Annotated in this window: 27 protein-coding genes and 1 pseudogene; 16 read left to right on the top strand and 12 right to left on the bottom strand. The window is 32.8% G+C overall.

Going from position 1 to position 25,423, the window contains the following annotated elements:
• Window positions 1-26: 26 nt before the first annotated feature.
• A complete protein-coding gene (locus HNV08_RS07605; RefSeq protein ID WP_173280567.1) occupies window positions 27-710 on the top strand; it encodes a DUF2490 domain-containing protein in 684 nt (227 codons plus the stop codon).
• A 40-nt stretch (window positions 711-750) separates the two neighbouring features.
• Here the strand turns inward: HNV08_RS07605 and HNV08_RS07600 are convergent, their stop codons facing one another.
• From HNV08_RS07600 to HNV08_RS07580, 5 genes are all read right to left on the bottom strand, one after another.
• Complete coding sequence (locus tag HNV08_RS07600; protein ID WP_173280566.1) at window positions 751-1,905, bottom strand: trans-sulfuration enzyme family protein; 1,155 nt, start codon at window positions 1,903-1,905, stop codon at window positions 751-753.
• A gap of 48 nt (window positions 1,906-1,953) precedes the next feature.
• A complete protein-coding gene (locus tag HNV08_RS07595) occupies window positions 1,954-2,727 on the bottom strand; it encodes a T9SS type A sorting domain-containing protein (protein ID WP_173280565.1) in 774 nt (257 codons plus the stop codon).
• 206 nt (window positions 2,728-2,933) lie between these two features.
• Window positions 2,934-6,188 (bottom strand): cytochrome c biogenesis protein CcsA, encoded by a 3,255-nt coding sequence (gene ccsA, locus HNV08_RS07590; RefSeq protein ID WP_173280564.1) that lies wholly within the window; start codon window positions 6,186-6,188, stop codon window positions 2,934-2,936.
• Between the two features lie 104 nt (window positions 6,189-6,292).
• Window positions 6,293-6,742 carry a large conductance mechanosensitive channel protein MscL gene (mscL, locus tag HNV08_RS07585; RefSeq protein WP_173280563.1) on the bottom strand — a complete coding sequence of 150 codons (450 nt, stop codon included), beginning with the start codon at window positions 6,740-6,742 and terminating at the stop codon, window positions 6,293-6,295.
• Window positions 6,743-6,807: 65 nt separating this feature from the next.
• The gene (locus tag HNV08_RS07580; RefSeq protein WP_173280562.1) at window positions 6,808-7,197 is read right to left on the bottom strand and encodes a group III truncated hemoglobin; all 390 of its coding nucleotides are present in this window, start codon (window positions 7,195-7,197) and stop codon (window positions 6,808-6,810) included.
• A gap of 69 nt (window positions 7,198-7,266) precedes the next feature.
• Between HNV08_RS07580 and HNV08_RS07575 the strand changes: the two genes are divergently transcribed.
• The 9 genes and pseudogenes from HNV08_RS07575 (at window position 7,267) to HNV08_RS07535 (ending at window position 14,343) form a co-directional block, all read left to right on the top strand.
• Window positions 7,267-8,058, top strand: a complete 792-nt coding sequence (locus HNV08_RS07575) for a Rossmann-like and DUF2520 domain-containing protein (protein ID WP_173280561.1) — start codon at window positions 7,267-7,269, stop codon at window positions 8,056-8,058.
• A gap of 14 nt (window positions 8,059-8,072) precedes the next feature.
• A complete protein-coding gene (locus tag HNV08_RS07570) occupies window positions 8,073-8,606 on the top strand; it encodes a KdsC family phosphatase (RefSeq protein ID WP_173280560.1) in 534 nt (177 codons plus the stop codon).
• Window positions 8,607-8,719: 113 nt separating this feature from the next.
• Window positions 8,720-9,646: a geranylgeranylglycerol-phosphate geranylgeranyltransferase gene (locus tag HNV08_RS07565; RefSeq protein ID WP_173280559.1), complete on the top strand. Its 927-nt coding sequence runs from the start codon at window positions 8,720-8,722 to the stop codon at window positions 9,644-9,646.
• A gap of 1 nt (window position 9,647) precedes the next feature.
• Window positions 9,648-10,241 carry a Maf-like protein gene (locus HNV08_RS07560; protein ID WP_173280558.1) on the top strand — a complete coding sequence of 198 codons (594 nt, stop codon included), beginning with the start codon at window positions 9,648-9,650 and terminating at the stop codon, window positions 10,239-10,241.
• 32 nt (window positions 10,242-10,273) lie between these two features.
• Window positions 10,274-11,212, top strand: coding sequence for a septum formation inhibitor Maf (locus tag HNV08_RS07555; RefSeq protein WP_173280557.1), 939 nt, complete (start codon window positions 10,274-10,276; stop codon window positions 11,210-11,212).
• 42 nt (window positions 11,213-11,254) lie between these two features.
• Window positions 11,255-11,789, top strand: a pseudogene (locus HNV08_RS07550) (mechanosensitive ion channel domain-containing protein).
• Between the two features lie 34 nt (window positions 11,790-11,823).
• Window positions 11,824-12,906, top strand: a complete 1,083-nt coding sequence (corA, locus tag HNV08_RS07545; RefSeq protein ID WP_173280556.1) for a magnesium/cobalt transporter CorA — start codon at window positions 11,824-11,826, stop codon at window positions 12,904-12,906.
• Window positions 12,907-13,495: 589 nt separating this feature from the next.
• Window positions 13,496-13,846, top strand: coding sequence for a hypothetical protein (locus tag HNV08_RS07540; protein ID WP_173280555.1), 351 nt, complete (start codon window positions 13,496-13,498; stop codon window positions 13,844-13,846).
• Between the two features lie 89 nt (window positions 13,847-13,935).
• On the top strand, window positions 13,936-14,343 hold the full coding sequence (locus HNV08_RS07535) for a hypothetical protein (protein WP_173280554.1): 408 nt from the start codon (window positions 13,936-13,938) through the stop codon (window positions 14,341-14,343).
• On the opposite strand, the gene HNV08_RS07530 is transcribed toward HNV08_RS07535, so the two are convergent.
• The 4 genes from HNV08_RS07530 to HNV08_RS07515 all read right to left on the bottom strand — a co-directional run bounded on the left by HNV08_RS07530 (window position 14,330) and on the right by HNV08_RS07515 (window position 17,837).
• Window positions 14,330-15,034, bottom strand: a complete 705-nt coding sequence (locus HNV08_RS07530; protein WP_173280553.1) for a peptidoglycan DD-metalloendopeptidase family protein — start codon at window positions 15,032-15,034, stop codon at window positions 14,330-14,332. The two genes, HNV08_RS07535 and HNV08_RS07530, sit on opposite strands and share 14 nt — an antisense overlap.
• 146 nt (window positions 15,035-15,180) lie before the next feature.
• Window positions 15,181-16,767 carry a CCDC174 family protein gene (locus HNV08_RS07525; protein WP_173280552.1) on the bottom strand — a complete coding sequence of 529 codons (1,587 nt, stop codon included), beginning with the start codon at window positions 16,765-16,767 and terminating at the stop codon, window positions 15,181-15,183.
• A gap of 49 nt (window positions 16,768-16,816) precedes the next feature.
• A complete protein-coding gene (locus tag HNV08_RS07520; protein WP_173280551.1) occupies window positions 16,817-17,386 on the bottom strand; it encodes a hypothetical protein in 570 nt (189 codons plus the stop codon).
• The gene (locus HNV08_RS07515; protein WP_194241984.1) at window positions 17,370-17,837 is read right to left on the bottom strand and encodes an RNA polymerase sigma factor; all 468 of its coding nucleotides are present in this window, start codon (window positions 17,835-17,837) and stop codon (window positions 17,370-17,372) included. The genes HNV08_RS07520 and HNV08_RS07515 overlap by 17 nt, the downstream gene beginning before the upstream one ends.
• Window positions 17,838-18,139: 302 nt before the next feature.
• Between HNV08_RS07515 and HNV08_RS07510 the strand changes: the two genes are divergently transcribed.
• The 6 genes from HNV08_RS07510 (at window position 18,140) to HNV08_RS07485 (ending at window position 23,228) form a co-directional block, all read left to right on the top strand.
• Window positions 18,140-18,706, top strand: a complete 567-nt coding sequence (locus tag HNV08_RS07510; RefSeq protein ID WP_173280550.1) for a DUF2911 domain-containing protein — start codon at window positions 18,140-18,142, stop codon at window positions 18,704-18,706.
• A gap of 6 nt (window positions 18,707-18,712) precedes the next feature.
• Window positions 18,713-19,798: a methylmalonyl Co-A mutase-associated GTPase MeaB gene (gene meaB, locus HNV08_RS07505; protein WP_173280549.1), complete on the top strand. Its 1,086-nt coding sequence runs from the start codon at window positions 18,713-18,715 to the stop codon at window positions 19,796-19,798.
• Between the two features lie 89 nt (window positions 19,799-19,887).
• The gene (locus HNV08_RS07500) at window positions 19,888-20,106 is read left to right on the top strand and encodes a hypothetical protein (RefSeq protein ID WP_173280548.1); all 219 of its coding nucleotides are present in this window, start codon (window positions 19,888-19,890) and stop codon (window positions 20,104-20,106) included.
• A gap of 77 nt (window positions 20,107-20,183) precedes the next feature.
• Window positions 20,184-20,900, top strand: coding sequence for a glycosyltransferase family 2 protein (locus HNV08_RS07495; protein WP_173280547.1), 717 nt, complete (start codon window positions 20,184-20,186; stop codon window positions 20,898-20,900).
• A gap of 91 nt (window positions 20,901-20,991) precedes the next feature.
• A complete protein-coding gene (locus HNV08_RS07490; protein WP_173280546.1) occupies window positions 20,992-21,615 on the top strand; it encodes a lipid-A-disaccharide synthase N-terminal domain-containing protein in 624 nt (207 codons plus the stop codon).
• Between the two features lie 2 nt (window positions 21,616-21,617).
• The gene (locus tag HNV08_RS07485; protein WP_173280545.1) at window positions 21,618-23,228 is read left to right on the top strand and encodes an ArnT family glycosyltransferase; all 1,611 of its coding nucleotides are present in this window, start codon (window positions 21,618-21,620) and stop codon (window positions 23,226-23,228) included.
• Here the strand turns inward: HNV08_RS07485 and HNV08_RS07480 are convergent.
• The 3 genes from HNV08_RS07480 to HNV08_RS07470 are packed head-to-tail and all read right to left on the bottom strand — an operon-like array spanning window position 23,215 to window position 25,397.
• Window positions 23,215-23,784, bottom strand: a complete 570-nt coding sequence (locus tag HNV08_RS07480) for a phosphatase PAP2 family protein (RefSeq protein ID WP_173280544.1) — start codon at window positions 23,782-23,784, stop codon at window positions 23,215-23,217. The genes HNV08_RS07485 and HNV08_RS07480 overlap by 14 nt on opposite strands.
• The gene (locus HNV08_RS07475; protein WP_173280543.1) at window positions 23,784-24,011 is read right to left on the bottom strand and encodes a hypothetical protein; all 228 of its coding nucleotides are present in this window, start codon (window positions 24,009-24,011) and stop codon (window positions 23,784-23,786) included. Before HNV08_RS07475 ends, HNV08_RS07480 begins: the two co-directional genes overlap by 1 nt.
• A gap of 3 nt (window positions 24,012-24,014) precedes the next feature.
• Window positions 24,015-25,397: an MATE family efflux transporter gene (locus HNV08_RS07470; protein ID WP_173280542.1), complete on the bottom strand. Its 1,383-nt coding sequence runs from the start codon at window positions 25,395-25,397 to the stop codon at window positions 24,015-24,017.
• Window positions 25,398-25,423 lie beyond the last annotated feature (26 nt).

Raw genomic sequence — 25,423 nt, 5'->3', positions numbered from 1 at the left:
CTCTTTTTTTAATTACTTATATTGTTATGAAAACATCTTATTATATTTTATTTTCATTGGTCTTTAATAGTCTTTTTTTAGTAGCACAACCTACTGGAGCGCAAGAATTAGGTTCATGGCAGGAAATAACAATATCTAATAAACTTAGTGAAAAGTATAGTTTCTTTGGCGCTTTAACGAGTTGGAGTTACGAATTACCTCTAAAAAGATCCCATTTATTATCAGCCATTGTTGGTGCTCAATATCATTTTAACTCTAAAACATCGATAGGTATTGGCTACGCTTTTGGCGACATCGATTCCTCTTTTGAAATTAATGATGTACCGCATACTAAAGAACATCGCATATTAGAACAATTTGGCATAAAACATAAGTGGCATAATATCAGTCTATCGCAAAGATTTAGACTAGAACATCGTTTTTTAGACTACCAAACAGAATCTATTCTTAAACACAGATGGCGTTATCGCTTTAAATCCACAATCCCTATTAACACTACTTTTTTTATTTCAATTTACGATGAAATTCATTTTAATCTAAATCCATTTGAATTTCAACAAAACAGAGTATTTTCTGGAATTGGTATGCGTTTGCATAAAAACATTAAGGCAGAATTGGGCTATGCAAGACATTCTTTTAGTACCAAAAGCTTTAATAGATTATCTATTCAGCTTAACTTAAAATTAGATTCCACCAAGTTAAAAACCTAAAAGACGACCCTTGTGATCGCGAATAAAACAAAGTCCAACGTTATTTTGAATTTTTAATAGCTTGATTAATATCTCTTTTTAGATCCTTTACATCTTCTATACCAACAGAAAAACGCACTAACTGATCTGATATCCCAACCGCATCACGTTCTTTTTGAGTCAATAAGGCATGTGAGGTTAAATGTGGTGATACCACAGTACTTTCAACACCTGCCAAACTCATTGAAGATTTAATTAATTGTAAAGATTTTTGAAACTGTTGCGCATCTAAATCTGCCACCAATTCAAAAGACAACATGGCACCAAAACCACGCATCTGCGATTTCGCCAATGCATATTCTGGATGCGATTTTAATCCAGGATAATAAACCTTAGAAACCTTTGGGTGTTTATGTAGCCATTTTGCTAATTTCAAAGCGTTTTTGGTCTGAGCTTTTACGCGTAAACCGAGGGTTTTCATACTTCGTTCTAACATCCAAACCGTCATATCACTTAGACTACCACCTAGGTTTTTTCCAACATTCCAAATGCGTTCTACGTGTTCTGTAGTACTCGCAACAGCACCTGCACAAATATCACTATGTCCGCCAAAATATTTTGTCGCTGAATGCATAACCATATCAATCCCTAAATCCATAGGTGTTTGATTAATTGGTGAAGCAAATGTATTATCCATAGACGTTAAAATACCTTTAGATTTTCCAAATTTTGCAATGGCAGCAATATCCGTAATGGTCAATAACGGGTTAGAAGGCGTTTCTATATGAATTAATTTTGTATTGCGCTGCGTTACAGCCTCAAAATCTTCTACGGTATAGCCATTGGTAAACGTGTACTCAATGCCATATTTAGGAAATTCTTCCTTTATAAAATTTACCGTACCACCATACAAGGTATTTTGCACCACTAAATGGTCGCCTTGCTTTAAAAAGGCCAAAAACATAGTGCTTATCGCTGCCATGCCAGAACCAAAAATCATTGCGGCTTCTGTATGCTCTAAAGTTGCTATTTTCTTAGCTAAAAATTCTTGATTTGGTGTATTAAAATAGCGTGGATAGCGCTTAATTTCCACATCTAAATACTCATATGATGAGCTTAAATATATAGGCGATACTGCACCTTTAAATTGTTCATCTTTTACCTCGCCAACATGTGTGCAAATAGTATTTAAACCTAGCTTTTTACTCTTAGACATCTTATAATTATTAATGCATTAAAATTAATAAAAATAGATGGGTACTTTTTATTTCTCAATGCAAATTTTGGTTGTATAAGCATAGATGTCTGATTCTAAAGTAAGAATATAAATCCCAGAAGATATATTTGATGCTGCTAATTGTATTGAATTCGATGTAGTATTTTGAATCGTTTCATTTAAAATACGCTTACCATCAACACTATATACATTGAGGTTAATGGCATTGTTTGTTTGAGCAATTCCGTTAATATGTATTTCATCTTGACCAGGCGAATACCATAATTTAAAGTCTTGAGAATCTGTTTGAGATACAGATAGTACTTCTTCATTTATAGTAGCTCCTACCAAATTAGAAAATGTAATAAAAAACCGATCTAAATAGGTCTCAGCAGAAAGATTATTAAGATAATCGACATCATTTAATAATGTAAATTCATCTAATTCTAAATCATAGAGATACACATCAATGGTCTCTTCAAAATTTTCTAATTCATCTAAGGATATTTTTACATCTCCCGAATTTGATAAAAACATTCCTAGAGGATAATATTTATCGTCGCTAAAAGCACCTACGCCTTGTATAACGTAACGTCCATTTTCTATGATCCAATTTAAATCATCAGATAAACTATCTACATTTAAGGCATCATATCCATAGTCTAATCCATCAGTAGCAGAATTATCTGGCACAAATCCTAGTAATAATTGTCTTGATTGACCTTCAGGGTTTTCAAAATTAACTCTAACACGTTGTATGTCATTTTGTGCTGTAGAAATACCTATGCACATTAAAAGAATAAAGCTTAGTATCGTTCTCATTAGATTTGGGGTTTTAATGATGATTCTATTAGGATCTAAAAATAGACACAAATCAAAAAAACACCTATTAAAAACATATTTTAACGATAAAATACATTTTTAATTAACAAAGAAGTTTATTTTCCTACAAAATATACTATAAAATAACATGACTCTAGCATACCATCCATAAAGAATGGTTTAAACATAAATCATGTAATACTTATTTATTTTTTATAAAAAACAACATACTTTCTATAGGATAAAAACCCAAGTACAGCAATAATTCCAAGAGAAATTGCAATGACTTTACCACTTAAAATTTGATCACCACTTGCATAAGAGTGCAAGCCTGCTAAATAGAAATTAACTCCAAAATAGGTCATTAAGATACTGCCGTATGCCAGTATAGACATTAAGCTATATATCCATCGACCTCTTAAACCAGGCACTAATCTCATGTGAATTACAAACGCATAGATCATAATACTAATTAAAGCCCAAGTTTCTTTAGGATCCCAACCCCAATATCTTCCCCAACTTTCATTAGCCCACATGCCTCCTAAAAAGTTACCTATCGTTAGCATTACTAATCCTACAGTCAATGCCATTTCATTAATTATGGTAAGCTCTTTAATATTAATAAGCATACGCTCCTTATTATTCTTCGTTGTAAAAATCATTAATAACAGAGCCACGACACCTAATATCATTCCTAATGTAAAAGGGCCATAACTTGCAACAATAACCGAAACGTGAATCATTAACCAATACCCTTGCAATACTGGCTGTAGATTCCCTATCGCAGGATCTAGCCAACTCCAATGCGCAATCATAAGAATCATTGATGTTACAAAAGCACCTGCTGCAACCGTTAAACTTGAAGCACTAAATTTACCTAAAAACGATTCTTTTTTCTCTGAAGAATCACTTTTCTTGCTCTTAGTGATACCTACAATAAATCCAAATAACATGGTAGACCAAGCGACATAAATCATAGACTCGTATGTATCACTCCATGGTGCATGTCCAGACAGGTACCATCTCCAAATTAAACCAGCAGTATGCGATATAAAAAATAGCGCAATAATAATCATAAACAGTTTTACCGCTATTTTTAAAGCTTTGCTTTTATACTTAAAAATCTGAGCAATAATTAATATAAATAATAATGCGCCTGCCAGCATGTATAAATAATATAGACGCTTAAAAATATCAAAATCGTTATATAATATTTCTGCATTAATTTTCTCATCAGATAGCATAACCTCGCTACCATATTTTTGCTGTGTTTTCTTAATACCATTTAGCAATTCTTCGGCTTTAGAATAATCACCAGTTTGTTTTGCATTATTTAAGGTTACTAAATATGCAACAAACCCATTGTTTATAAAGTTGCCGTATAATGTATCTTTTATTTTTTCTCTAAGCCCTTCATCTCTAAAATCCTTAGACGATATCCAACGGTTATTTTCGTCATCAGGTAGCGGAAAAATCTTAATGTTTCTGCCTTCAATAGCATCTGATAACAGACTTAATCGACCATAGACTTCTTTAATTTGACTTTGATAACCCGTCGGAATTTTGGCATTAAAAGCATCTTCTAAATACGGATCTAGTTTATTTACACCTCGTTCTGTAAAAAAGTCGAGCAAACTTGCATGTTTTACAGATTTGTCAACACCAATAATAGTTCTAATAGAATCTGCCTTTCGTGGCGTTAAATAAATGACTGGCACATTATACCATAGCATAGGACTCTCTTGAATTGATAAAAATACTTGATCGGCATTAAACTCTTCATAAGTATCTCTATGACTTATTCCTCTTAACATTTCTGACGCATAGGTATGAATTGGCATCATACGCCCACTGTAATCCTGAATTACCATTTTAGAAAACTCAGACGCGTGTTCCTTTGGTGTAATATGGACTCTTAATATAGAATCAATTTGTTCTTTTACTGGTCTTTCTTGGTGATTATGGCCATCATTTTCTGAATGTTCTTGCGCAAATCCGGTAAAACCAAACAGAAGCAAAATCATAGTCATCATTTTTGCTTTCTGAGTTTTTATCTTTTTCAATCGGTTTCTGATATCATCGAAACGTGTGTTTTTTGCAAAGAGAATAGCTAATAAACCAAAATATAATAGCATATAACCTGCATATGTTATATAAGTTCCCCAAAAATCATGGTTTACTGAAAGATAGGTGCCTTTTTCATCTGGATCAAAATTGGCTTGAAAGAATCGATAACCTCTGTGATCTAACACATGGTTCATAAAAATATGATAGTCAAAATCGCCTTCTTCTTTATCTAAAACAGTCACTTTACTTTCATAAGATGAATAGGCTTTTTCTGTTCCAGGATACTTTTTGGCTATAAAATCATTAAGCTTAACATCAAAAGGTAATTTTAAAACTTTTGGCCCATATTTTAATGCGAGCTCTAGTCCTCCTACTTCAAATTCTTCATATTCACTTGGGATACCTGGTCCTCCTAACAAACCTACTTCTTTGGTTTCTCCATTTGCAGACACTTCTAAAATAAGTCCATCCGTATCATTCTTTAACAATTGAGATTTTTTAACCACTCCAAAATCGCCTTTCACTATAGGCTTTGGCATAACAATTTGCATGTTTCCTATGATATAACGCGATCTTAAAATTAAAGGTTGTAAACTATCTTTGTATAATTTACCTGTTGCACGTGTTGCCATGGTCATATATTCGCCTTCGTATGGCGATTGAATATATAAACCCTCTTCCGTTTCAGTAATATTTATAGCATCTTTTTCGAATTTATTTAAAGACACTAAAACATTATGAAGGCTAGATATTGTGCCATCTTCTAAGTAATGATTGTGTGGTGCACCTGCTCCTGCTTCTACAATTTTTAAATAACGCTTACCTGTTTCATTTGGAATGATATCCTTTTCTGCTCCTTTTATTAATTCCTTGAGTTTAATTGTAACATCAGTATCTCCATAATCTAATGTTTTATTAAATGAATTATCTAAGCGATGAGAAAAGTCTACCTCCTCTTCTACTCTACGTTGCTGTAACTGACCATTTATTTTATAATCGCCAATAATACGACCGCTTATGTATGTTTTTTGAGAGTAAAATTCGTTTTGTGTTTCGCCTTCTCTAATTGGCATAATGCCTTCATATCCTACATAACGTGTAATAAATGCACCAATTAGTATAAATAAAAAGGATATGTGTAATATAAAAGTGGCCCACTTCTCTTTTTTATACAAACGAAATCTAAAAATATTTCCAGCAAAATTAATTACGAAAAAGACCATTATGGCTTCAAACCACCAAGCGCCATATATCAAAGTTCTCGTGTAAGGTGTTGGCGACGTATCCATATTTCTATCTAAAAGTGTCCCTGTTGCCATGGCAACGGCAAAGGCTATAAATAAAAACGCGGTAAGTTTTGTTGAAAATAGGAAATTAGCGATTTTCTTTTGCATAACGTAAGGCTTTTTTAAGCTCGCGCAAAGATACGGTTTTTAAACGATTTAGGCATTCCTTTAAAAGTCTCAATAGATGTTAAAATTCTATTAATTCTAAAGGTTTAAGAATTAGAATTTGCCTTCAACATTTTGTTTTGCTCTTCCATTAAATCCTTTAAATCAGATAACAACTGAATATCCTTAGGAGTTACCACAGTTTCGTCTGTAGTATCTTGAGCTTGGTTTATAAGTCTGTTCATAAACTTTACAATTACAAATACTGTAAAACCGATAATTATAAAATCTAAAAACACTTCAGACAATTTACCATAAGCAACAGCTACCTCAGCCGTTATGGTTTCACCCGCAGAATTTAATACAGCATCTCGCAACACTAATTTTTTATCACTAAAATTTACACCATCTGTTAGCAGTGACAATGGTGGTAACAGAACCTGCTTTGCTAATACATCGATGACTTTATTAAAAGCTGCACCAATGATGATACCAACAGCCATATCCATCATGTTTCCTTTTACTGCAAATTCTTTAAATTCTTTGATGAGCTTCATATTATATTTTGTGTTTTAGTTATTTGATTTTTAAAACACAAATTTAAGAAGATGCACATAAAAGCTTAAGTATTTCTAGACGTAAAAATATTCATGTACATAAAAGTGCCCATTTTACGTGCTCTTCGTTTAGCGTTTTCAGCATAATCACCTTCAAATAATTCGTTTATAGTTTGAAACCATAAATTCAGCCAAATGCCAAAATGCAATTCTGTAATACTATGATTAAAAACTTTGTCCACTTTGGTATGTGCTTCTAAGGGATTGCCATTAAATTTTGATTTTAAAAATAAGCTCGATTCCCAAAATGTAGTTAAATGGTCTAAATGTGCTGGCCAATCCTTAATGGTTTTATTAAAAAATGGTCCTAGCGTTTCATCTTTTCTAACTTTTTCATAAAATTCAGAAACCAATAAAAAAACGTCTTCTCTAGTTTTAATGTCTTTTTTGCTCATTGTTTCAAAGTTATTCTTTTAATCGCTTTGTTGTTATTCTAAGATAAGAAATCTTAGTATTTTTACCGCATGATTTCAGTAATATTACTTGGTGCTGGTAATGTCGCCACACATTTATACAAAGCCTTTTCTACTGCCGAAAACGTTTCGGTAAAACAGTGGTACAATAGAACGCGTTCGTCAATTTCTTCGTATGCCAATGACGTAGATATCACAGATTCGTTAGAGGATTTAAAGGAAGCAGATATTTACATTATTGCGGTAAGTGATGATAGTATTGCTGAATTTTCTTCGGCATTACCATTTACAAACCGTTTCGTTGTACATACTTCCGGAAGTGTTGCCATGCACGATATTGATAAGAAAAACCAAATTGGCGTTTTTTATCCCTTACAAACATTTTCTAAAGGTGCAGACATTGATTTTTCTGAAGTCCCAATCTGTGTAGAAGTGTATGAGAAGGAAAACTTAGAATTGTTAAGAACCTTAGCAAGAGCTGTGGGCTGCAGACCTCATAAAATTACTACTGAACAACGCCAAACACTTCATTTAGCTGCTGTTTTTGTAAATAATTTTACAAATCAACTCTATAGAATAGGCCATGAAATTTGCGAAACAAAGAACATAGAATTTGAAATTCTGCATCCATTAATTGAAGAAACTGCTAAAAAAGTACAGCAAATGTCGCCTTTTATGGCACAAACTGGTCCTGCAAAACGCAATGATAAAAAAACAATTAAAAGACAGTTAAAATTAATAGAAAAAGAAGAGCACGAAATTATTTATAAACTGCTGACCTCATCTATTAAGAAGACGCATAATGTTTCGAGTTATAAAACTAGAACAGTAAAAACCAATTAAAATTAGCACCACCAATGAGCGACGAAAAAAGTTACAAAGAATATTTAGTAGATATAACCACTTTCATTTTTGATGTAGATGGTGTTTTAACCGATGGAACGATTACAGTAACCACTGATGGCGAAATGCTCAGAACCATGAACATTAAAGACGGGTTTGCGCTAAAAACAGCTATTGATGCTGGCTTTAACTTATGTATTATTTCTGGTGGATCTAATGAAGGGGTTCGTAAACGCTTGGCTGGTTTAGGCATAAAAGACATTTTTTTAGGCGCACATAATAAAATTGAACAACTCAATGAATATTTAGATCAGCACAAGGTTTCTAAATCTGAAGTCTTGTATATGGGCGACGATATACCAGATTATCCTGTGATGAAATTGGTTGGTTTACCATGTTGTCCGCAAGATGCTGTGCCAGAAATTAAAGGGATTTCTAAATATATTTCTCATAAAAATGGTGGTAAAGGTGCCGTGAGAGATGTTATAGAGCAAGTCTTAAAAGTACAAGGCAAATGGAATGGGAATTTTAATGCTAAGTATGACTAGTACGAAGTATGAAGTAAGAAGTATGAAGTAAGAAGTAAGAAGTAAGAAGTAAGAAGTAAGAAGTAAGAAGTAAGAAGTAAGAAAATTAAATATTTATAGTACAACTCCCTCAAATGATTCACATTCTCAATTTAATCCGCTGGAAAAACTTAGTAATGATTGCATTTATGCAGTACTTAATAAAATATGCTTTACTGATACCATTTCAAGACAGTCATAATGTGGCCATATCTTTATCGCATTTTAATTTTTTCTTGCTTGTTTTAGCCACACTGCTTATCGCAGCAGGTGGTTATGTTATCAATGATATTAATGATATAGAAACCGATAAAATCAATAAACCTAATCAACTCCTTGTTACAAAAAACATTAGTGAAAAAGATGCGTATTCCCTTTTTATGGCACTCAATATCTTAGGTGTAGGATTAGGGTTTTATTTAACTTATGGCATTGGCAAAACTGGCTTTTTTGCCATCTTTTTTGTGGCTTCTGCACTACTCTATATTTATTCCACATCACTCAAACAAATTGCCGTAGTAGGCAATGTAGTGGTTTCTATAGTGGTTGCTCTTAGTATTTTGTTGGTCGGTATTTTTGAATTAATCCCACCAATGAATGCATCTAATGAAGCCGTACAAACAACGTTTATTAATATAATAAAAGACTACGCCATTTTTGCCTTTTTAATTAATCTTGTAAGGGAAATGGTTAAAGATATTGAAGATATTGAAGGAGACAAAAAAACAGAAATACAAACGTTGCCAGTTCTTTTAGGCAAAGCTAAAGCTAACAAAATCGTTTTCTTTATCTCTTTACTTCCTATTCTATCCATTGTATATTACGTTATTACTTATTTATTTAAGCAATTACCCGTTGTAGGTTACTTTTTAATTTTGGTTATAGCGCCTTTAATTTATGCCAGTATTAAATTATTTTCTGCTGAAACTAAAGCAGATTACAAACACATTAGTTTCATCTATAAATTAGTGATGCTCTCTGGCATGTTGTCTTTAGTACTTTATTATTATATCTTAAATTAATATGTTAAACAACAAGCTTAAAGACTACAATATCATTTTGGCCTCTGCTTCACCGCGTCGTCATGCATTTTTAAAAGATATGCATCTTGATTTTGAAATAAGGTTAAAACCCGTAGACGAGATCTTTCCGAAGCATTTAAAACGAGAAGAAATAACCGATTTTTTAGCCAAACTTAAAGCCGAGCCTTTTGCTAAAGACCTTAATGACAATGATATTCTCATTACAAGTGACACCATCGTTTGGCTAGAAGACAAAGCCTTAGGGAAACCTAAGGATGAAGCGCATGCCTTTAAGATGATAAAATCCTTAAGCCACAAAACTCATGAGGTTGTTACGTCTATTTGCATTTCTTTTAATGGACAGCAACTACTAGAAAACACAGTCACCAAAGTGACTTTTAAGCCGCTCACTGATGAAGAAATCTGGTATTACATCAAGCATTTTAAACCATTAGATAAAGCAGGTGCTTATGGGATACAAGAATGGATTGGTGCAATTGGTATTACCAGTATTGAAGGGGCTTACAATAACGTCGTTGGCTTACCAACACATTTACTTTACAAAACGTTAAATAGTATTGCGGTCGGTAGCTAGAAACGTATCTTTATTATAAAAAATAAGATGTTATGATAAAGTATATAAAACCTATTCTAGTTGTAGTTGCAGTTAGCCTTTTAAGCTTTACGGCTTGTAAAGACGAAAGCACAAAAGAAAAACCTGAAACTGCTATGCGTTCTGAAGTAATAGCAGAGCCAAAGCCACCAAAAAAAATACTATCAGAAGACTTTAAAGACTATTGGTATAATGGCGAAGCCGAGATTACATCGTACAAATTAGAGCAAGCGCGCTATGGCGAAATTAAGGACGGAACTTCTGTGCTCATCTTTGTTACTGAAGACTTTTTACCTAAAGAGCAGGTTAAAGCAAACCATTATAACGCGAGTAATATTCCAGTTTTAAAATTAAATATGACCAAGAATTTTAATACTGGTATTTACCCTTATTCTATAATGCAAAGCACTTTTTTTCCTGTTTCTAATAACCAACATGCCATAAAAATTTCGGCTTCTATACAAGAATGGTGTGGCCAAGTGTATACCCAATTAAACAATCGAGAATCCTTTGAAATAATGTCTCATTCTTACTTTGAAGGTGAAGCGGATAACACATTTTCTCTCGAAAAAAATTGGACCGAAAATGAACTTTGGGTAAAATTAAGAATCGACCCTAAAAGTCTACCTGTTGGCGACATAACTATTATCCCGTCTATTGAAAGCGCAAGGCTAAATCACGATGAGCTTAAAGCTTACAAGGCGACTGCCATTCTTAAAGAAGATAGTTATACTATTAATTACCATGAATTAAGACGTACTTTACAAATAGAATTTAATTCAAAATTCCCATATGAGATTTTAGGCTGGACAGAAACAACCACAACAGGTAAAGGACCTTCAGAAAAAACGCTGACTACAAAAGCAACAAAATTAGAATCTCTAAAAACGGATTATTGGAACAAAAAAAGTAATGCCGATTTAAGTCTAAGGACCGATTTAAAATTGCAATAAACAAATATTAGTTTAAATTTAGATATCAATAATTATTTTTAAATGACAGGCTTTTTATCTCATTATCAGTTTGAAATTATTAGAACACTAATTTTATTAGTTGTTATTATAGTCATTCGATCCATAATTGTAATTACAGTAAAAAATATAGGTAAAAAAAGTGGAACAACGGAAGCCAGAGCTGGCTTAATAGGACGCTATGCTACAGTCCTCTTGGTGCTCATTGCCATATTAATAGAAGCCTTTATTCTTGGAGCAGAACCTGAGCAAGTTTCATTAGTATTCTCATCAGTATTTGCCGTTATTGGCGTAGGCTTATTTGCAATTTGGTCTATCTTAAGTAACATCACTTCTGGTGTAATAATGTTCTTTTCTTTTCCTTATAAAGTAGGAGACAAAATTAGAATACAAGATAAAGATTTCCCCCATTGAAGCGATAATTGAAGACATTGGAGCGTTTCAAATTCATCTCAGAGATGATAATGGCGATTTAGTGACCTATCCTAACAATCTTATTCTTCAAAAAGCAGTAACTTTACTACAAAAGGATGCATTAGACGATACAAGTATTTTGTAATATAGTATCGTGTTTATTCTAAAAATCTTAAAACATGGTTTTAAAACGTAAGGTCAAAAAAAGAACGGAACATTACAAAAAACATGTTGGCCAAGTGCCAGGCACATTAATCTATACTGGAGAAAAATCGGACAAGGAATTTTATATTGAAGCCTTCGATTATACCAAAGACACGTTTTTAGAACGTGTATTAACAACTATTGAAGATACTTATTCTTTTAAAGACACCGATTCTGTTTCTTGGATTAATGTAGACGGCTTAAAACACACCGAACAGATTGAAAACATTGGCAAACAGTATAATTTACATCCTCTCGTTTTAGAAGATATTGTAAACACTACGCAACGACCAAAAATAGATGAATACGACGATTATGTGTTTATAGTGTTAAAAATGCTATACTATGATAAGGATGAAAACATTGTTATAGAGCAAGTCAGTTTTGTATTAGGTAAAAATTACGTGTTGTCTTTTCAAGAGTCTGAAGGCGATGTTTTTGATACCATTAGAGAACGCCTTAGATTAGGCAATGGACGAATTAGAACTCTAAAATCGGACTACCTATTATATGCATTAATCGATGCCGTTGTTGACAATTACTTTAGTATTATTGAAACTTTAGGCAATAAAATTGAAGATTTAGAAACCGATTTATTTGCTGGCAACACTAGAGAAAATATAAGCGTAGACGTACAACAGTTAAAACGAGAAATCTTAAAAGTAAGGCGTGCTATTTTTCCTCTTCGCGAAATCATTAACCGCGTAGAAAAAGGTGAACACCCATTAATTTACAAGAAAACAATCACTTATTTTAGAGATATTTACGACCATTTAATTCAGGTTTCAAAAAATATAGATATTTACCGCGAAATGATATGGAGTTTAATGGATATGTATATGACTAGCATAAGCAACAAGATGAATGAAGTGATGAAAGTGCTCACTATTATTTCATCAATATTTATTCCGTTAACATTTCTTGCTGGTATCTATGGAATGAATTTTGAATACATCCCAGAATTAAAATACCGTTATGGCTACTTTGTGTTATTAGGTGTTATGTTCATTATGTTTATTGGATTGTTGTATTATTTCAAACGTAAGAAATGGTTGTAATTAAAACATCTTAAATAACTTGAATACATTAACGATATATGATTGGGTTAAATTAGGATTAAGTATTTCTATTTCGATAATTCTGCTAGTTTTCCGGTACTCAATGATATCGGAAACTATCGTAACATGTTTGTTGCTTACTATATTGGTATTCGATATAGTTAAATATAACAGAATCAATAATTTTACATCAGTATTGATACACTATTTGTCTTGGATTTTCATAATGTCTTGTGTCATCTATGTTAGGAGAGTTGGGTTACATTTTTGGTCGCCATTAGTATTGATTTTATTCATAAAACCTTTAGCCCTAATCTTCAATATATTAAAGTTTAAAAAACTATACATAACTAAAACTATTTTAGGAAATTTATGGCTAATAAGTCTGTCACTATATTTGATAGAACTAATTTTAAATTCTACTCATGGCTTAGCATCATTTGCTCTAAAATTGGCTATTATCTCTACTCTTGAAACGACTCTAATCATTTTAATAAGTAATAAACTATTAATTTATGAACCTAGCATTATAACAATGGGTTGGAAAAAAATTAAAAATCACTTCTAATATTCCCAGTAAATTTTTAACATGATTACAAAGCAAAGACCAATCCTAATCATAGCCATTGTTATTTCTCTTGCTATAGAAATTCTTCTAATAGTTTCTGTATATAGTAATGTAGGCAGCGAAAGACTACCTGCGCAAATAGGACGCTTGGTCTTTCAGCTAATTTTTATGGTTTGGGCATTGACTTCAAAATCTAACACAGCGCTTTTTGTTTTAATGGCTTACCACCTCGTTACTGGTTTTATTATTTTAAATTCAAATACAGCTTCAGAATTAATAGCCAAAGGTTTAATCGCTTATCACATATTAATCGGTTTAATGATATACTTTCATGAGTATATTGAAGGTCAATTATTCTCTAAAAATCATTAAAAAAATAAGACTTAGAACAACGTAAAAAGCCAAGCTCATTTAATTTGTACAAAATAATTCGTTACCTTAACATCTAATTAGATTTTAAAATGAAAAATGTATTAGCTACTATTATAGGATTGATTGTTGCAAGTATCACCGTACATATCTTTGAAGCCGTAATTGGTCATAATCTATTTACTTTTCCTGAAGGTGCAGAGCTCTCAAATACGGAATGGATAAAAAACAATATGGACAAAATTCCTATGGGTTCTAAAATTTGTGTCGTATTTGCGCACTTTGCAGGTATAATTACGGGTATGTTTGTGGCTGCTAAAATTTCTAAACAAAGTGTTATTCCTTCTCACATTACAGGTGGTTTAATGGTCTTAGCAACTTTTGTAACCATAGTGATGCAGCCAAAAGAACTTTGGTTTTCAATTTCTGATGGTGTTTTTGCGATTTTAGGTTTTTTAATAGGAAAAGTTTTAGCTCAAAAACAAATCACAGATTTTTAGACGATTTATCTATTCCTAATAACCAACTAGGATCAGGACAATTTCTTTTATAAAACAAGAGCTCATTTTCACTGGTGACACCAGGATAATCACCTGAGTAATTCATAATATCTTTTATTATCTGAAAATGTAAATGCGGCGGATAATCACCATTTACTTCTGCTGTTCCCAAGGTTCCGATTTGAGTTCCGGCCAAGACGTTGTCACCCATACTAATGTTTGTTATGGAATCTAAGCTTAAATGCCCATACAAGGTATAAAACTCGAAATTACTAATGTTATGTTTTAGAATTAGTGTTGGTCCGTAATCACCATGGTTGGTGTTGTTTTTAAAACTATGAATACAACCATTTAGAGGTGCAAAAATTGGTGTATTTGCCTTTATCCACATATCCACACCTAAGTGAATATCGCGATCTTCGTTAGTATCTTGTGCGTTAAAATAGCGGCTTCGTTTATAAATGCCACGCTTCTCTAAATAACCACCATAAGCTAACTGAGCTTTATGAACTTTAATATGTGCTGTTATATAGGCCTCCAAATCTGTAGCGCTAGCCAAATTAACCTGTTTTAATTTAGGGTTATCAATAGATAAATCTAGAGACACACAATCTTGACTATCCCTTAATGTTTGGATGACGGCATGCGCATTGAGAGACTTTAAAAAAATTTCAAAACTTGAAAAAGGCATAAAATAAAAATTTCCATAAAAATAGAAAACTATTTAATGGAAAGCGGAAAGGAGTACCAGATTCTAATGTTAATCTGAAAAACAAAATTTACATGACACTCTTGATTAAAATTGAAAGGCAACCAATGCCTAACCAATATTTTTTTTTAATTTACAATGACATTACTAAATTTAGCATTAACAACAACATTTCTGTTTGAATCTTCACTATTTGGTAAATTTCTTATGGTCTTTTGTGTTTTAGATTTATTGTTATACTTAGATCTGTTCCCCTTAAAATAGAGAATATAATCAACATCTTTAGGCAAATTTATTAACGCATCACTATGTTCTAAAACTAAATTTAGATTCTTAAAAACATCTGAAATATTAGAAATAGTAAGGTCTCCAAAACTACCATCAATAATACCAGTTTCGGTAAGATTTTGAATATTAATATTAGATGATTTAGCGTTGAGAACTAAACTTTTAGCATTTTTAATCTGTGCTTTATCTACAAAGTTGAGGTTTAAGGTTCCTACGTTCCATGTATCTACCACAACTGGTGAATACGATACATTGATGGAAGTATCACTTCCATCAATGTGTTCTGCTGCCAAGAATGAATGCGAAATATCGCCTCTCATGTTATAAATCACAGAGCTCAGTTTTAATTCGCCATGTCTTATATCTGTTTTTAATTTAGCTTTTTTAGGAATTTTAATTTTAATTACCTTTTTCACTTTACTAGTGCTACCTGTTTCTAAACGATGAATAACCTGAGCATTTCGTCTATTTTGCAACGCATCACGTCTTGCTTCTAAAGCAGCTTTACGTGCATCTCTTTGCCTATGCAAAGCTTCTTCCCTTTTTTGATGCGCTTCTCGTCTTTCCTCCATGATCTCAGAACGTTCATCCATCTCATGACTAAAACGCTCGCCCCAAACTTTTATCTTTTCTTCCCATTCTTTACCGAATTTCTTACTAAACGCTTCGCCCCATTTTTCCATTTCCTTTCCATATTTTTCTCCAAATTTTTTGCCCCATGCTTCCATATCCTCTGTCCATTTGCCATCAAAACGTTGCGCATATTCTTTTCCCCATTTTTCCATTTTTTCTTGGTAACCAGCTTCACCAAACTTTCTAGCCCAATCTTCCATTTGTTTCTGAAATTCTTTTCCACCTTTCTTTTCGTATTTTTTGCTCCATTCTGCTAAATACGCCTCACCTTCCTCTTGGTATCTCTCATAATCAAACACTATAGTCGTTACGCCTTTTGGTAATTCGGGTAATTCTGGCATCACAGGCATTTCTGGCAATTCTGGCATCTTTGGCATTTGTATCATTTCTGGAAGCTCTGGCATCTCTGGCATCTCAGGCATTTCTGGCAACTCTATAAGCTGATATTCTAAATCATTTAATAAAACCGAATAATCATCGGAATCTAACAAACCAACATGTCTACCTCCAAGAGATGAAATGGACACTTTAGAATTAGACCCTTCTACCTTAAGACTCCAATGCTCCAAAGCGTCTTTTAATTGCTCCGTAGATAATATTTCGCTTTCAATATAAGCTTCAATTTCTACAGTGTTTTTATTCCAAGTTTCTAATTGAATTTCTACATTACTGGTGTTTAAGTCTACAACGACATCCTTATTTACCTTAATGGTTTGCGATGTTTTGTTCAATGTTTTCTGTGCATAACCTAAAGTGGTAAAAAGGCAGAGGATTAAAATTTTGATTTTGTTCATGATTTTTTGATTTAACTGTTCGTTTTTTAATTGAATTTGATTGATTGATTTAAGAAGTTATTTGCTCAATTGGTACATCACTAAAGTCTTTAAGCTTATCCTTCAAACGCATAACAAGCTTTAAACGAAACTTTAAATTTTGTATCAATGCATCTAAGGTGGCTTCATTAGGTCCGTTTTTATTTAGCTCTATCGTTAATCTTTTATACTCGTCATTTAACTCTTTTAAGCGCGCTATATAACCATCAAACAATTCTTTATTTTCTGGTGTTAATTGCACTTTAGACAACTCTAAATTTATACTCGCCAAGTAATAATCTTCTACTTTTTTAAAATCTGGTGAAACATCACCCAACGTTTTTATTTCCGTATCAACCACCTGAATTGGGTCTTTATCTTCAACAGAATGATTAAACATTTTTAATCCTCCAATGCTTAACCCTAATAACAGTATGATACTGGCAGCGACTTTAAAAAACGGAAATTTATGTGATGATTTTTCTTCAACAGGAAAGGCTTTATCTAATTTCTGAAGAAAGCGAAGCTCATGACCTTCAGACATTTTCAAGTCTTTATTTTGAGTATTATTCTTATATAAATCTCTAATATCTTGCTTCATTTTGTTTTACTTTTAATGCGTTTTGTAACTTTTGTTTGCCACGAGACAACTGCGTTCTTGAGGCGACTTCAGTGATGTTTAGTATTTCAGAAATCTCTTTATGATCATAACCTTCTATTAAATATAACAACACCACGTATTTGTATTTTTCGGGTAGCTTTTCAATTTCAGCATTAATGTCTTCAACTGTAATTTCTGGAGCTACTTGCCAATCAGTATCATTGTCATTGGTAACATGGCTTATATGAAAATCTTCTAACGCTACCAACCGTTGATGCTTAGACTTTAACGTATCAATACATCTATTAATGACAATTCTTTTTAACCAAGCGCCAAAACTAACTTGAGCTTTAAATTGATCTAATCTAGCAAAAGCACTTATAAAAGATTCTTGTACAACATCCTCTGCTTCCATAGTATTATGTACATACCTTCTGGCTACAACTAACATTCCATTACAATACTGATTGTACAGTTGTAATTGGGCTTGCCTATTGTTCTGTTTACACAGTTCAACAATATGAATTTGAAACGTACTAATTTTGGTTTTGGTTTTTTTGATTGATTATACACTAAAGACGACACAAAAAATAAAGTGTTGCAAAAATTTATCTTAAAAGATCATTTTTTTATAAGAAATGCTTAAAATTCAGCGTTAGTAACTTATAAATTTAAGGATTTGAATTATCTTTAGACATAGAATGCATAAGTTTGCATTTCATTTAACTTTCTTAATTTTTTAGAATAACAACTATGCTAAAACGCCTCCTTATTATTCTCAGTATATTAGCCTTAGGTTTACTATTATATTCTGTATTTGTAGAAAATATTTTCTCGCCACGATTGAGTCCTAAAGACACAGCAGAAATCGCGCTTAATGATTTAAAATTAAAAGTAGAATACAACAGACCTTCTAAAAGAGAACGTATTGTTTTTGGCGCTCTTGTTCCATTTAATCAAGTATGGCGAACAGGTGCAAACGAAGCCACAACCTTTGAGACTAATAAAGATCTCTTAATAGATGGAATGGTTTTAAAAAAAGGAAAATACACCATTTGGACTGTGCCTATGCAAGCACAATGGAAAATAATGTTTAATTCTAAGCAGTATGATTGGGGTGTTAATGAAAAAATGGAACCAATGTGGGATCCAAATTATGACGCCTTAGAAGTTGTTGTGCCTTCAGAACAAATTGATGAAACTGTAGAACAATTTACAATTGCTTTTGATCATAAAACTGGGAATCTTAAATTAACGATGGCTTGGGACAATACTATTATTGAACTGCCATTAAGATCGCATACGCCTTCAAAACCTTAATATGTGATGCAAAGCGACAAAAAAGATAAGCTATTTAAGTCTGCTTTGCATGAGCAAAAAGGTGTCAATTCGCCTAAAAGCCTTAGTTCTAACGCTGCAAAAACCATAAAAGAAAACCGACAAAAACAGCCTTCTGTCCATGAATTGGTTTCTGGTATTACTTCAAAAAACATTACAGCATTAAGTAGAGCTATTACCTTAGTAGAAAGCACAAATCCCTTACACACTAAAAAAGCGAACGACATCATTACTCAATGTTTGCCTTATGCTAATAATTCGGTAAGAATTGGTATCACAGGTGTGCCTGGTGTTGGAAAAAGCACCTTTATTGAAGCTTTTGGATTGCATCTCACCGCTATTGGTAAAAAAGTAGCAGTCCTTGCCGTAGACCCAAGTAGCAGTCTAAGCAAGGGCAGTATTTTAGGTGATAAAACCCGAATGGAAGATTTAGTGAAGCATGAAAATGCATTTATTAGACCTTCGCCCTCAGGAAATTCTTTAGGAGGTGTTGCCAGAAAAACCAGAGAAACCATTATTTTATGTGAAGCTGCTGGTTATGATGTTATTATTATTGAAACCGTAGGTGTTGGTCAAAGCGAAACGGCTGTGCACAGTATGGTAGATTTCTTTTTATTACTAAAACTCGCTGGTGCTGGTGATGAATTACAAGGTATAAAACGTGGCATCATTGAGATGGCAGATGCCATCGTTATTAACAAAGCTGATGGGGACAATATTAAAGCTGCGAAAACAGCTAAAGTAGAATTTAATAGAGCGTTACATTTATACCCTTCTAAAGACTCTAAATGGTCACCAAAAGTTACTTTATGTAGTGCTTTAAAACGTGAAGGCATTAATGACGTTTGGAATCTTATTGAAGAATACGTTAAAACCATGACAACGAGTAACTATTTTGAAAACAACAGGACACAACAGAATAAGTTTTGGTTACTCCAAACCATAGAAGACCGTTTAAAATCTAATTTTTATAATACTTCTAACATAAAAGAAGAATTAGAATCTCAAATTAAATTAGTTAAAGCCGGAAAAACAACACCTTTTGCTGCTGCTGAGTATATATTAAACCTGTGAATAAAAAAATAATATATGCCATACTCATATTAAGTACCATTAGCTTAATAATTTTGGCACATATTCATCTAACTATCTACCAACATTATATGAGATCTACTGCTAAAACGCGTGCTTTATTTGGTCTATCAGAATGGTTAATCTACGGTTATAGATATTATTACGGTATAATGCCTTTAATAGGTTGCATAGTGAGTTTATATTTAGCCTTTAAAGCAGAATTAAAACAAGTTGCCTTATTAGCTGCATTGATTTCATTTATGGCGATTCTATTTTCAATATTTAGTATTTGGCGATTGTTTATTTAAAACAGCAGCTTTAATTAAATAGGCTTTATCGCTAATATAAAAAACAATACTTTTGTATAGACTAAGCACATAAGCACATGACGTATAAGTTTACTATCATAGTTCCTGTTTATAACGAAGAGGACAATTTAGACCGTGTAGAAAAAGAGCTTTCTAATTATTTAGACATAGCGACTGTTTCTACATCCATTTTATTTGTAAATGATGGTTCTAGCGATAATAGCCAAGCGTTAATTGAAGGTATTTGCGAACGTCATGAAGCTTTTGAATATATTCTATTTAAAGAAAATAGAGGCTTGAGTGCTGCGATAAAAGCTGGTTTTGACCATGTAGATTCTGAACTTGTAGGTTATATAGATTCTGACTTGCAAACGGCACCCGAAGATTTTAATATTTTATTAGAACATATAGATACGCATGAATTAGTCACTGGTGTGCGCTCTAACCGTAAAGATTCCTTTGTAAAAAACATGTCGTCTAAAATAGCAAACGGCATAAGACGTGCATTTACAAAAGATGGAATGGATGATACTGGCTGCCCACTAAAAGTTATACGAACAGATTATGCGAAGCGCATCCCAATGTTTAGAGGATTACATCGTTTTTTACCTGCAATGATTATGTTGCAAAACGGTCGTGTTACACAAGTGACAGTGCAGCATTTTCCAAGAATGGCTGGCACTGCTAAATTCGGATTGTGGAACAGATTACTTGGCCCTTTAATGGATTGTTTTGCTTATCTATGGATGAAAAAAAAATACATTAATTACGAGGTATCAAAATCTAGTAAATAATTAGGACGTCTATTATTACAGTGACCTAGGTAACCATTGCTAATGGTACAAATGTTTGGACTAAATTGAATTTAAAACAACATCTTTAATATTGAAAGACTGGATTATTTACAGCATCGGATTTTTAGCTCAGATTTTATTTTCTTCTCGGCTAATTATACAATGGATAGCCTCAGAAAAGCAACGTAAGGTCATAACACCAAAAACGTTTTGGACACTGAGTTTAATCGCTTCTTTTCTCTTATTTATCTATGGTTATTTACGTTTAGACTTCGCCATTATGCTTGGTCAGAGTTTAACCTATTTCATTTATATTAGAAATTTACAATTGCAAGGTCAGTGGCAGAAGTTTCCAAAAGTCATTCAATATTTGTTATTTTTTGCACCTATTTTCATTGTAATATTTTACTTTAACAACAATCAAATAGATGTCGACTTACTTTTTAAAAATGCAGACATTCCTACTTGGTTATTAACCTTAGGTGTTGTTGCTCAAGTCATTTTCACATTGCGATTTGTTTATCAATGGATACATTCTGAACGCAACAAAGCATCAACCTTACCAATGGGATTTTGGGTCTTGAGTTTAATTGGTGCTGGTTTAATATTAACCTACGCCATCATTAGAAAAGACCCAGTTTTATTTGTTGGTCATTTATTCGGCCTTATAATTTATGCTCGAAATGCATATCTCATTAGACAAACCAAAGATTAATAATGATAAAGTTAATAGAAAAACAGCCCATCCTTAGTCTATTATGTTGTGTAGTTGTTATGCTAGGCTTTACGATAGATGCCATACCTGTAACCATTATGGAAGCTCGTAATTTTATTTCGGCTAGAGAAATGCTCACAGATGATAACTGGATTTTAACCACTCTTAATGGCCAAGCACGTTACCAAAAACCACCATTACCAACATGGATTACAGCCATTTTTGGCTATATATTTGGTATAACCTCTGTTTTAGCATTACGCTGGCCTACCTTACTTTTTGTGGCGAGTATTGGTGTTTCAATTTATTTGCTGTCAAAAAAATTAGAGTTATCTAAAGCACATAGTCTTATCAATGGTTTTATAGCTATAACCTCATTTTATATTATTGGAATTACCATTGAAGCGCCTTGGGATATTTACACCCATGGCTTTATGCTGATGGCATTACATCAATTATTTCTAATGTTTAGAACAAAAGAAACTTCTATTTTAAGAAGCTTACTTTTTGTGTTGTTTTTAGCAGGTTCCGTATTATCTAAAGGCCCTGTTTCATTATATGTGTTATTCTTACCATTTGTAATAGCCTATGGCATTGTGTTTAAGTTTAAAGGCCAACCGATTCATTTTTTAAAACTTCTTAGTCTATTAATCTTTGGTATTGTTTTAGGTGGATGGTGGTACTTTCATGTCCGAATTGCCGATCCTAAAACATTTACCGCTATTGCAGAACGTGAAACATCAAATTGGAGTAGCTATAATGTAAGACCGTTTTATTATTACTGGAGCTTCTTTGTACAAAGCGGATTGTGGACAATCCCAGCTTTTATTAGTTTACTTTATCCTTATTTAAAAACACGAGTTTCAAATATAAAAGCATATCGTTTTAGCTTCTTTTGGACCATTTTTGCAGTGATTCTATTGTCTGTAATTCCTGAAAAAAAATCGCGTTATTTAATGCCTGTTTTAATTCCTTTGGCCATAAATATTGGCTTCTACATTGAGTATTTAATTAGAGAATTCAAAACTATAACTTCAAAAAAAGAAACGATTCCTGTATATTTTCAATTTGGCTTAATTGGCACTATTGGCATCTTATTTTGGGCATCTGGTTTCTTTTTATTATCTGATACAGAGGGCTCTACTAAAATTAGATTTTTTATGGCCAGTGCAGTCTTAGCCATTATTGGTTTTTTCATTTTTAAAAACTTAAGAACAAAAGACATAAAAAACGTATTCTATCTTGTTGTAGCGTTTATGATGAGTATAGGAGTCTTGGTATTACCATTAGCAAAAGGCCAAGCGCAAGCGCATTATAAAGCCGTTTCAGAATTAAATGCTGACCACTTAAAACTCTACACCTTAGATGGTGTTTCTCCAGAAGTGTTATATAATTATGGGCGTAAAATTCTCAGTTTAAAAACGAAAGACGGCATTTTAATTCCTGCTGAAAAACAATTTAGACTGTTAACCTCAACGTCAAAACCAGAAGATATATCAGAACTTTCTAAATTATATACTATTGAATTTATAGCTACTTATGATTTAAATTTTTCTGCTAGAGATCATAAATCAAGACTGGTTAATCAATTATATAAGCTTACTTTGAAATAAAACGTTTCATTAAATATTTGTTCAGCTTATAAAATCCAAAACCCGAAATGGCTCCAAAGAGTAATCCGCATGCAATATCTAATGGATAATGAACACCAACATAGATACGACTGTAGGCCACGACTAAACTCCAAACAATTAAAATATAAATAAGATTTTTAAAATACGGTCTTAACAATAAACCCGCGAATAGTGCTGTAGACATAGAGTTAGAAGAATGACCTGAGAAAAAACCATACTTACCACAACGAGGTGCAATAAAGCGCGTAAAATCCATAACACCTTCTGCTCTACAAGGTCTTGGACGCATAAATGTATCTTTAAAAACATTGGTTATTTGATCTGTAAATGCAATCATACCAGCAATTACCAAAACCATTAAGAGTAAAGCTTTCCAACCAAATTTCTTATAAATTAAAAACAACAATACGAGATATAAAGGAATCGATGAGAATTTATTGGTTATCACTAACCATAAGCCATCCCAAGATGCTGTTCCTAAATTGTTGAGATATAGAAATAACTCTTTATCGTATTGTAACAGTTGTTCTAGCATTAATCATCATATCTAGCCACTTCCCTATCGTAAAAATCAGTAGCTTGTTTAATATAGTTTTCCGTTTCGGTTTCGAGCTCTTTTTCATCGTGCTGATCGAATTCTTCAAACCATTCTACCTCATCATTTTCTAGATTAATTATAAATCTCGGAAATTCTGTATGTATAATATAAATGGCATTAGGAAAATCTGTATTGTCTCCTAATATAAATTTTGGTAGTTCCATGTACTAATTTTTATCTTGTTGCAAAATTAAACGCTTTGTGAGATAATTAAACCTAAAATATAATAAAATTGCAGCTGCTGTTAAACCTGCTAACAGTCCAATCCAAATACCAATGCTTCCATAAGCATCTTCTTTTCCAAGAAAATAACTAATGGGAAAACCAATAACCCAATAAGACACAAAGGTTAATATCGTTGGTATCTTTACATCTTGCAAGCCTCTCAATGCGCCAAGTATAATGACTTGTAGACTATCACTAATTTGAAACACTGCAGATGCCAACAATAATGTAGCAGCAATATCTACAACCTGAGCCGTATCTATCGCATTTACAGGATCATCTAAATCCACATATAAATTAGGCAACATTGTATGAAATATCACAAATAATAACGCAAACAGTATCGCGAAACAAAACCCAATTAAAAATATAGATTCTGCAATTCGTCTTAAGGCTTTAAAATCTTTTAATCCTTTTTGATTACCAACGCGTATCATTGCAGCAACACTCAATCCCATAGCGACCATAAAGGTCATAGATGACAAATTTAGTGCTATTTGATTTGCCGCTTGCGCATTTGCACCTAGTGTTCCGCTCAACCATATCGCAGCTGTAAAAATAGCAACCTCAAAAAACATCTGCATGGCACTAGGTAAGCCTAAATTGGTAAGCTTTTTTAAAGGGTATTTTTTTAGCTCAAAGAATTTAATTTGTGTTACAAACGGTTTGGATTTTTCGCGTTTAGCCAATAACCACCACAAATAAGCGACCATGACAAAACGTGAAACTAAAGTCCCAACAGCCGCACCTACAATTCCCATTTCTGGAAAACCAAATTTTCCAAAAATTAAAACATAGTTAATGGCGACATTCAATAAATTAGCCACTATAGTAGCATACATAGGATATTTAGTCAATGACAGACCATCACTAAACTGCTTAAATGCCTGAAATATAATTAATGGTACTAAAGAAAAAGCAACCAAATCGAGATACGGTAAAGCCAATGCTACAACCTCTTCAGGCTGGTCCATAACATGCATTAAAGGTTTAGCAAATAATAGCATTACAAATAATAGCAAGCCTAAAACAGTACATAAAAACAATCCGTGTTTAAAAACGGATTTCCCTTTAGTAAAATTATTTTCAGAATCGGCCTCAGCTACAAGTGGAGTAATTGCCGTTGAAAACCCAATACCTAAAGACATTGCTATAAAAATAAAGCTATTTCCTAATGAAACAGCAGCCAATTCTGCCGCTCCCAATTGCCCAACCATTACGTTATCTATGAAACTCACAAACGTGTGTCCGAGCATTCCCAATATAACAGGAGAAGCGAGCTTTAAATTATATTTAAACTCCTTTGTATAATTGCTTAAAATCATGGCGCAAAAGTAATACTTCAATGGCC

Origin of the sequence: Winogradskyella eckloniae (genome assembly GCF_013249045.1) — a bacterium.
Taxonomy (GTDB): domain Bacteria; phylum Bacteroidota; class Bacteroidia; order Flavobacteriales; family Flavobacteriaceae; genus Winogradskyella; species Winogradskyella eckloniae.
This window is presented reverse-complemented; position numbering and strand designations above follow the sequence as displayed.

Excerpts from the sequence above, each read along its gene's own strand:
- HNV08_RS07540 (WP_173280555.1), top strand. The coding sequence starts at position 13,496 with ATGATTACAAAGCAAAGACCAATCCTAATCATAGCCATTGTTATTTCT.
- HNV08_RS07470 (WP_173280542.1), bottom strand. The coding sequence starts at position 25,397 with ATGATTTTAAGCAATTATACAAAGGAGTTTAAATATAATTTAAAGCTC.
- HNV08_RS07565 (WP_173280559.1), top strand. The coding sequence starts at position 8,720 with ATGATTCACATTCTCAATTTAATCCGCTGGAAAAACTTAGTAATGATT.
- HNV08_RS07600 (WP_173280566.1), bottom strand. The coding sequence starts at position 1,905 with ATGTCTAAGAGTAAAAAGCTAGGTTTAAATACTATTTGCACACATGTT.
- corA (WP_173280556.1), top strand. The coding sequence starts at position 11,824 with ATGGTTTTAAAACGTAAGGTCAAAAAAAGAACGGAACATTACAAAAAA.
- HNV08_RS07515 (WP_194241984.1), bottom strand. The coding sequence starts at position 17,837 with ATGTTAGTTGTAGCCAGAAGGTATGTACATAATACTATGGAAGCAGAG.
- HNV08_RS07485 (WP_173280545.1), top strand. The coding sequence starts at position 21,618 with ATGATAAAGTTAATAGAAAAACAGCCCATCCTTAGTCTATTATGTTGT.
- HNV08_RS07525 (WP_173280552.1), bottom strand. The coding sequence starts at position 16,767 with ATGAACAAAATCAAAATTTTAATCCTCTGCCTTTTTACCACTTTAGGT.
- HNV08_RS07480 (WP_173280544.1), bottom strand. The coding sequence starts at position 23,784 with ATGCTAGAACAACTGTTACAATACGATAAAGAGTTATTTCTATATCTC.
- HNV08_RS07595 (WP_173280565.1), bottom strand. The coding sequence starts at position 2,727 with ATGAGAACGATACTAAGCTTTATTCTTTTAATGTGCATAGGTATTTCT.
- HNV08_RS07530 (WP_173280553.1), bottom strand. The coding sequence starts at position 15,034 with ATGCCTTTTTCAAGTTTTGAAATTTTTTTAAAGTCTCTCAATGCGCAT.
- meaB (WP_173280549.1), top strand. The coding sequence starts at position 18,713 with ATGCAAAGCGACAAAAAAGATAAGCTATTTAAGTCTGCTTTGCATGAG.
- HNV08_RS07570 (WP_173280560.1), top strand. The coding sequence starts at position 8,073 with ATGAGCGACGAAAAAAGTTACAAAGAATATTTAGTAGATATAACCACT.
- HNV08_RS07555 (WP_173280557.1), top strand. The coding sequence starts at position 10,274 with ATGATAAAGTATATAAAACCTATTCTAGTTGTAGTTGCAGTTAGCCTT.
- HNV08_RS07575 (WP_173280561.1), top strand. The coding sequence starts at position 7,267 with ATGATTTCAGTAATATTACTTGGTGCTGGTAATGTCGCCACACATTTA.
- mscL (WP_173280563.1), bottom strand. The coding sequence starts at position 6,742 with ATGAAGCTCATCAAAGAATTTAAAGAATTTGCAGTAAAAGGAAACATG.
- HNV08_RS07580 (WP_173280562.1), bottom strand. The coding sequence starts at position 7,197 with ATGAGCAAAAAAGACATTAAAACTAGAGAAGACGTTTTTTTATTGGTT.
- HNV08_RS07605 (WP_173280567.1), top strand. The coding sequence starts at position 27 with ATGAAAACATCTTATTATATTTTATTTTCATTGGTCTTTAATAGTCTT.
- HNV08_RS07520 (WP_173280551.1), bottom strand. The coding sequence starts at position 17,386 with ATGAAGCAAGATATTAGAGATTTATATAAGAATAATACTCAAAATAAA.
- HNV08_RS07510 (WP_173280550.1), top strand. The coding sequence starts at position 18,140 with ATGCTAAAACGCCTCCTTATTATTCTCAGTATATTAGCCTTAGGTTTA.
- ccsA (WP_173280564.1), bottom strand. The coding sequence starts at position 6,188 with ATGCAAAAGAAAATCGCTAATTTCCTATTTTCAACAAAACTTACCGCG.
- HNV08_RS07535 (WP_173280554.1), top strand. The coding sequence starts at position 13,936 with ATGAAAAATGTATTAGCTACTATTATAGGATTGATTGTTGCAAGTATC.
- HNV08_RS07495 (WP_173280547.1), top strand. The coding sequence starts at position 20,184 with ATGACGTATAAGTTTACTATCATAGTTCCTGTTTATAACGAAGAGGAC.
- HNV08_RS07560 (WP_173280558.1), top strand. The coding sequence starts at position 9,648 with ATGTTAAACAACAAGCTTAAAGACTACAATATCATTTTGGCCTCTGCT.
- HNV08_RS07500 (WP_173280548.1), top strand. The coding sequence starts at position 19,888 with ATGAGATCTACTGCTAAAACGCGTGCTTTATTTGGTCTATCAGAATGG.
- HNV08_RS07475 (WP_173280543.1), bottom strand. The coding sequence starts at position 24,011 with ATGGAACTACCAAAATTTATATTAGGAGACAATACAGATTTTCCTAAT.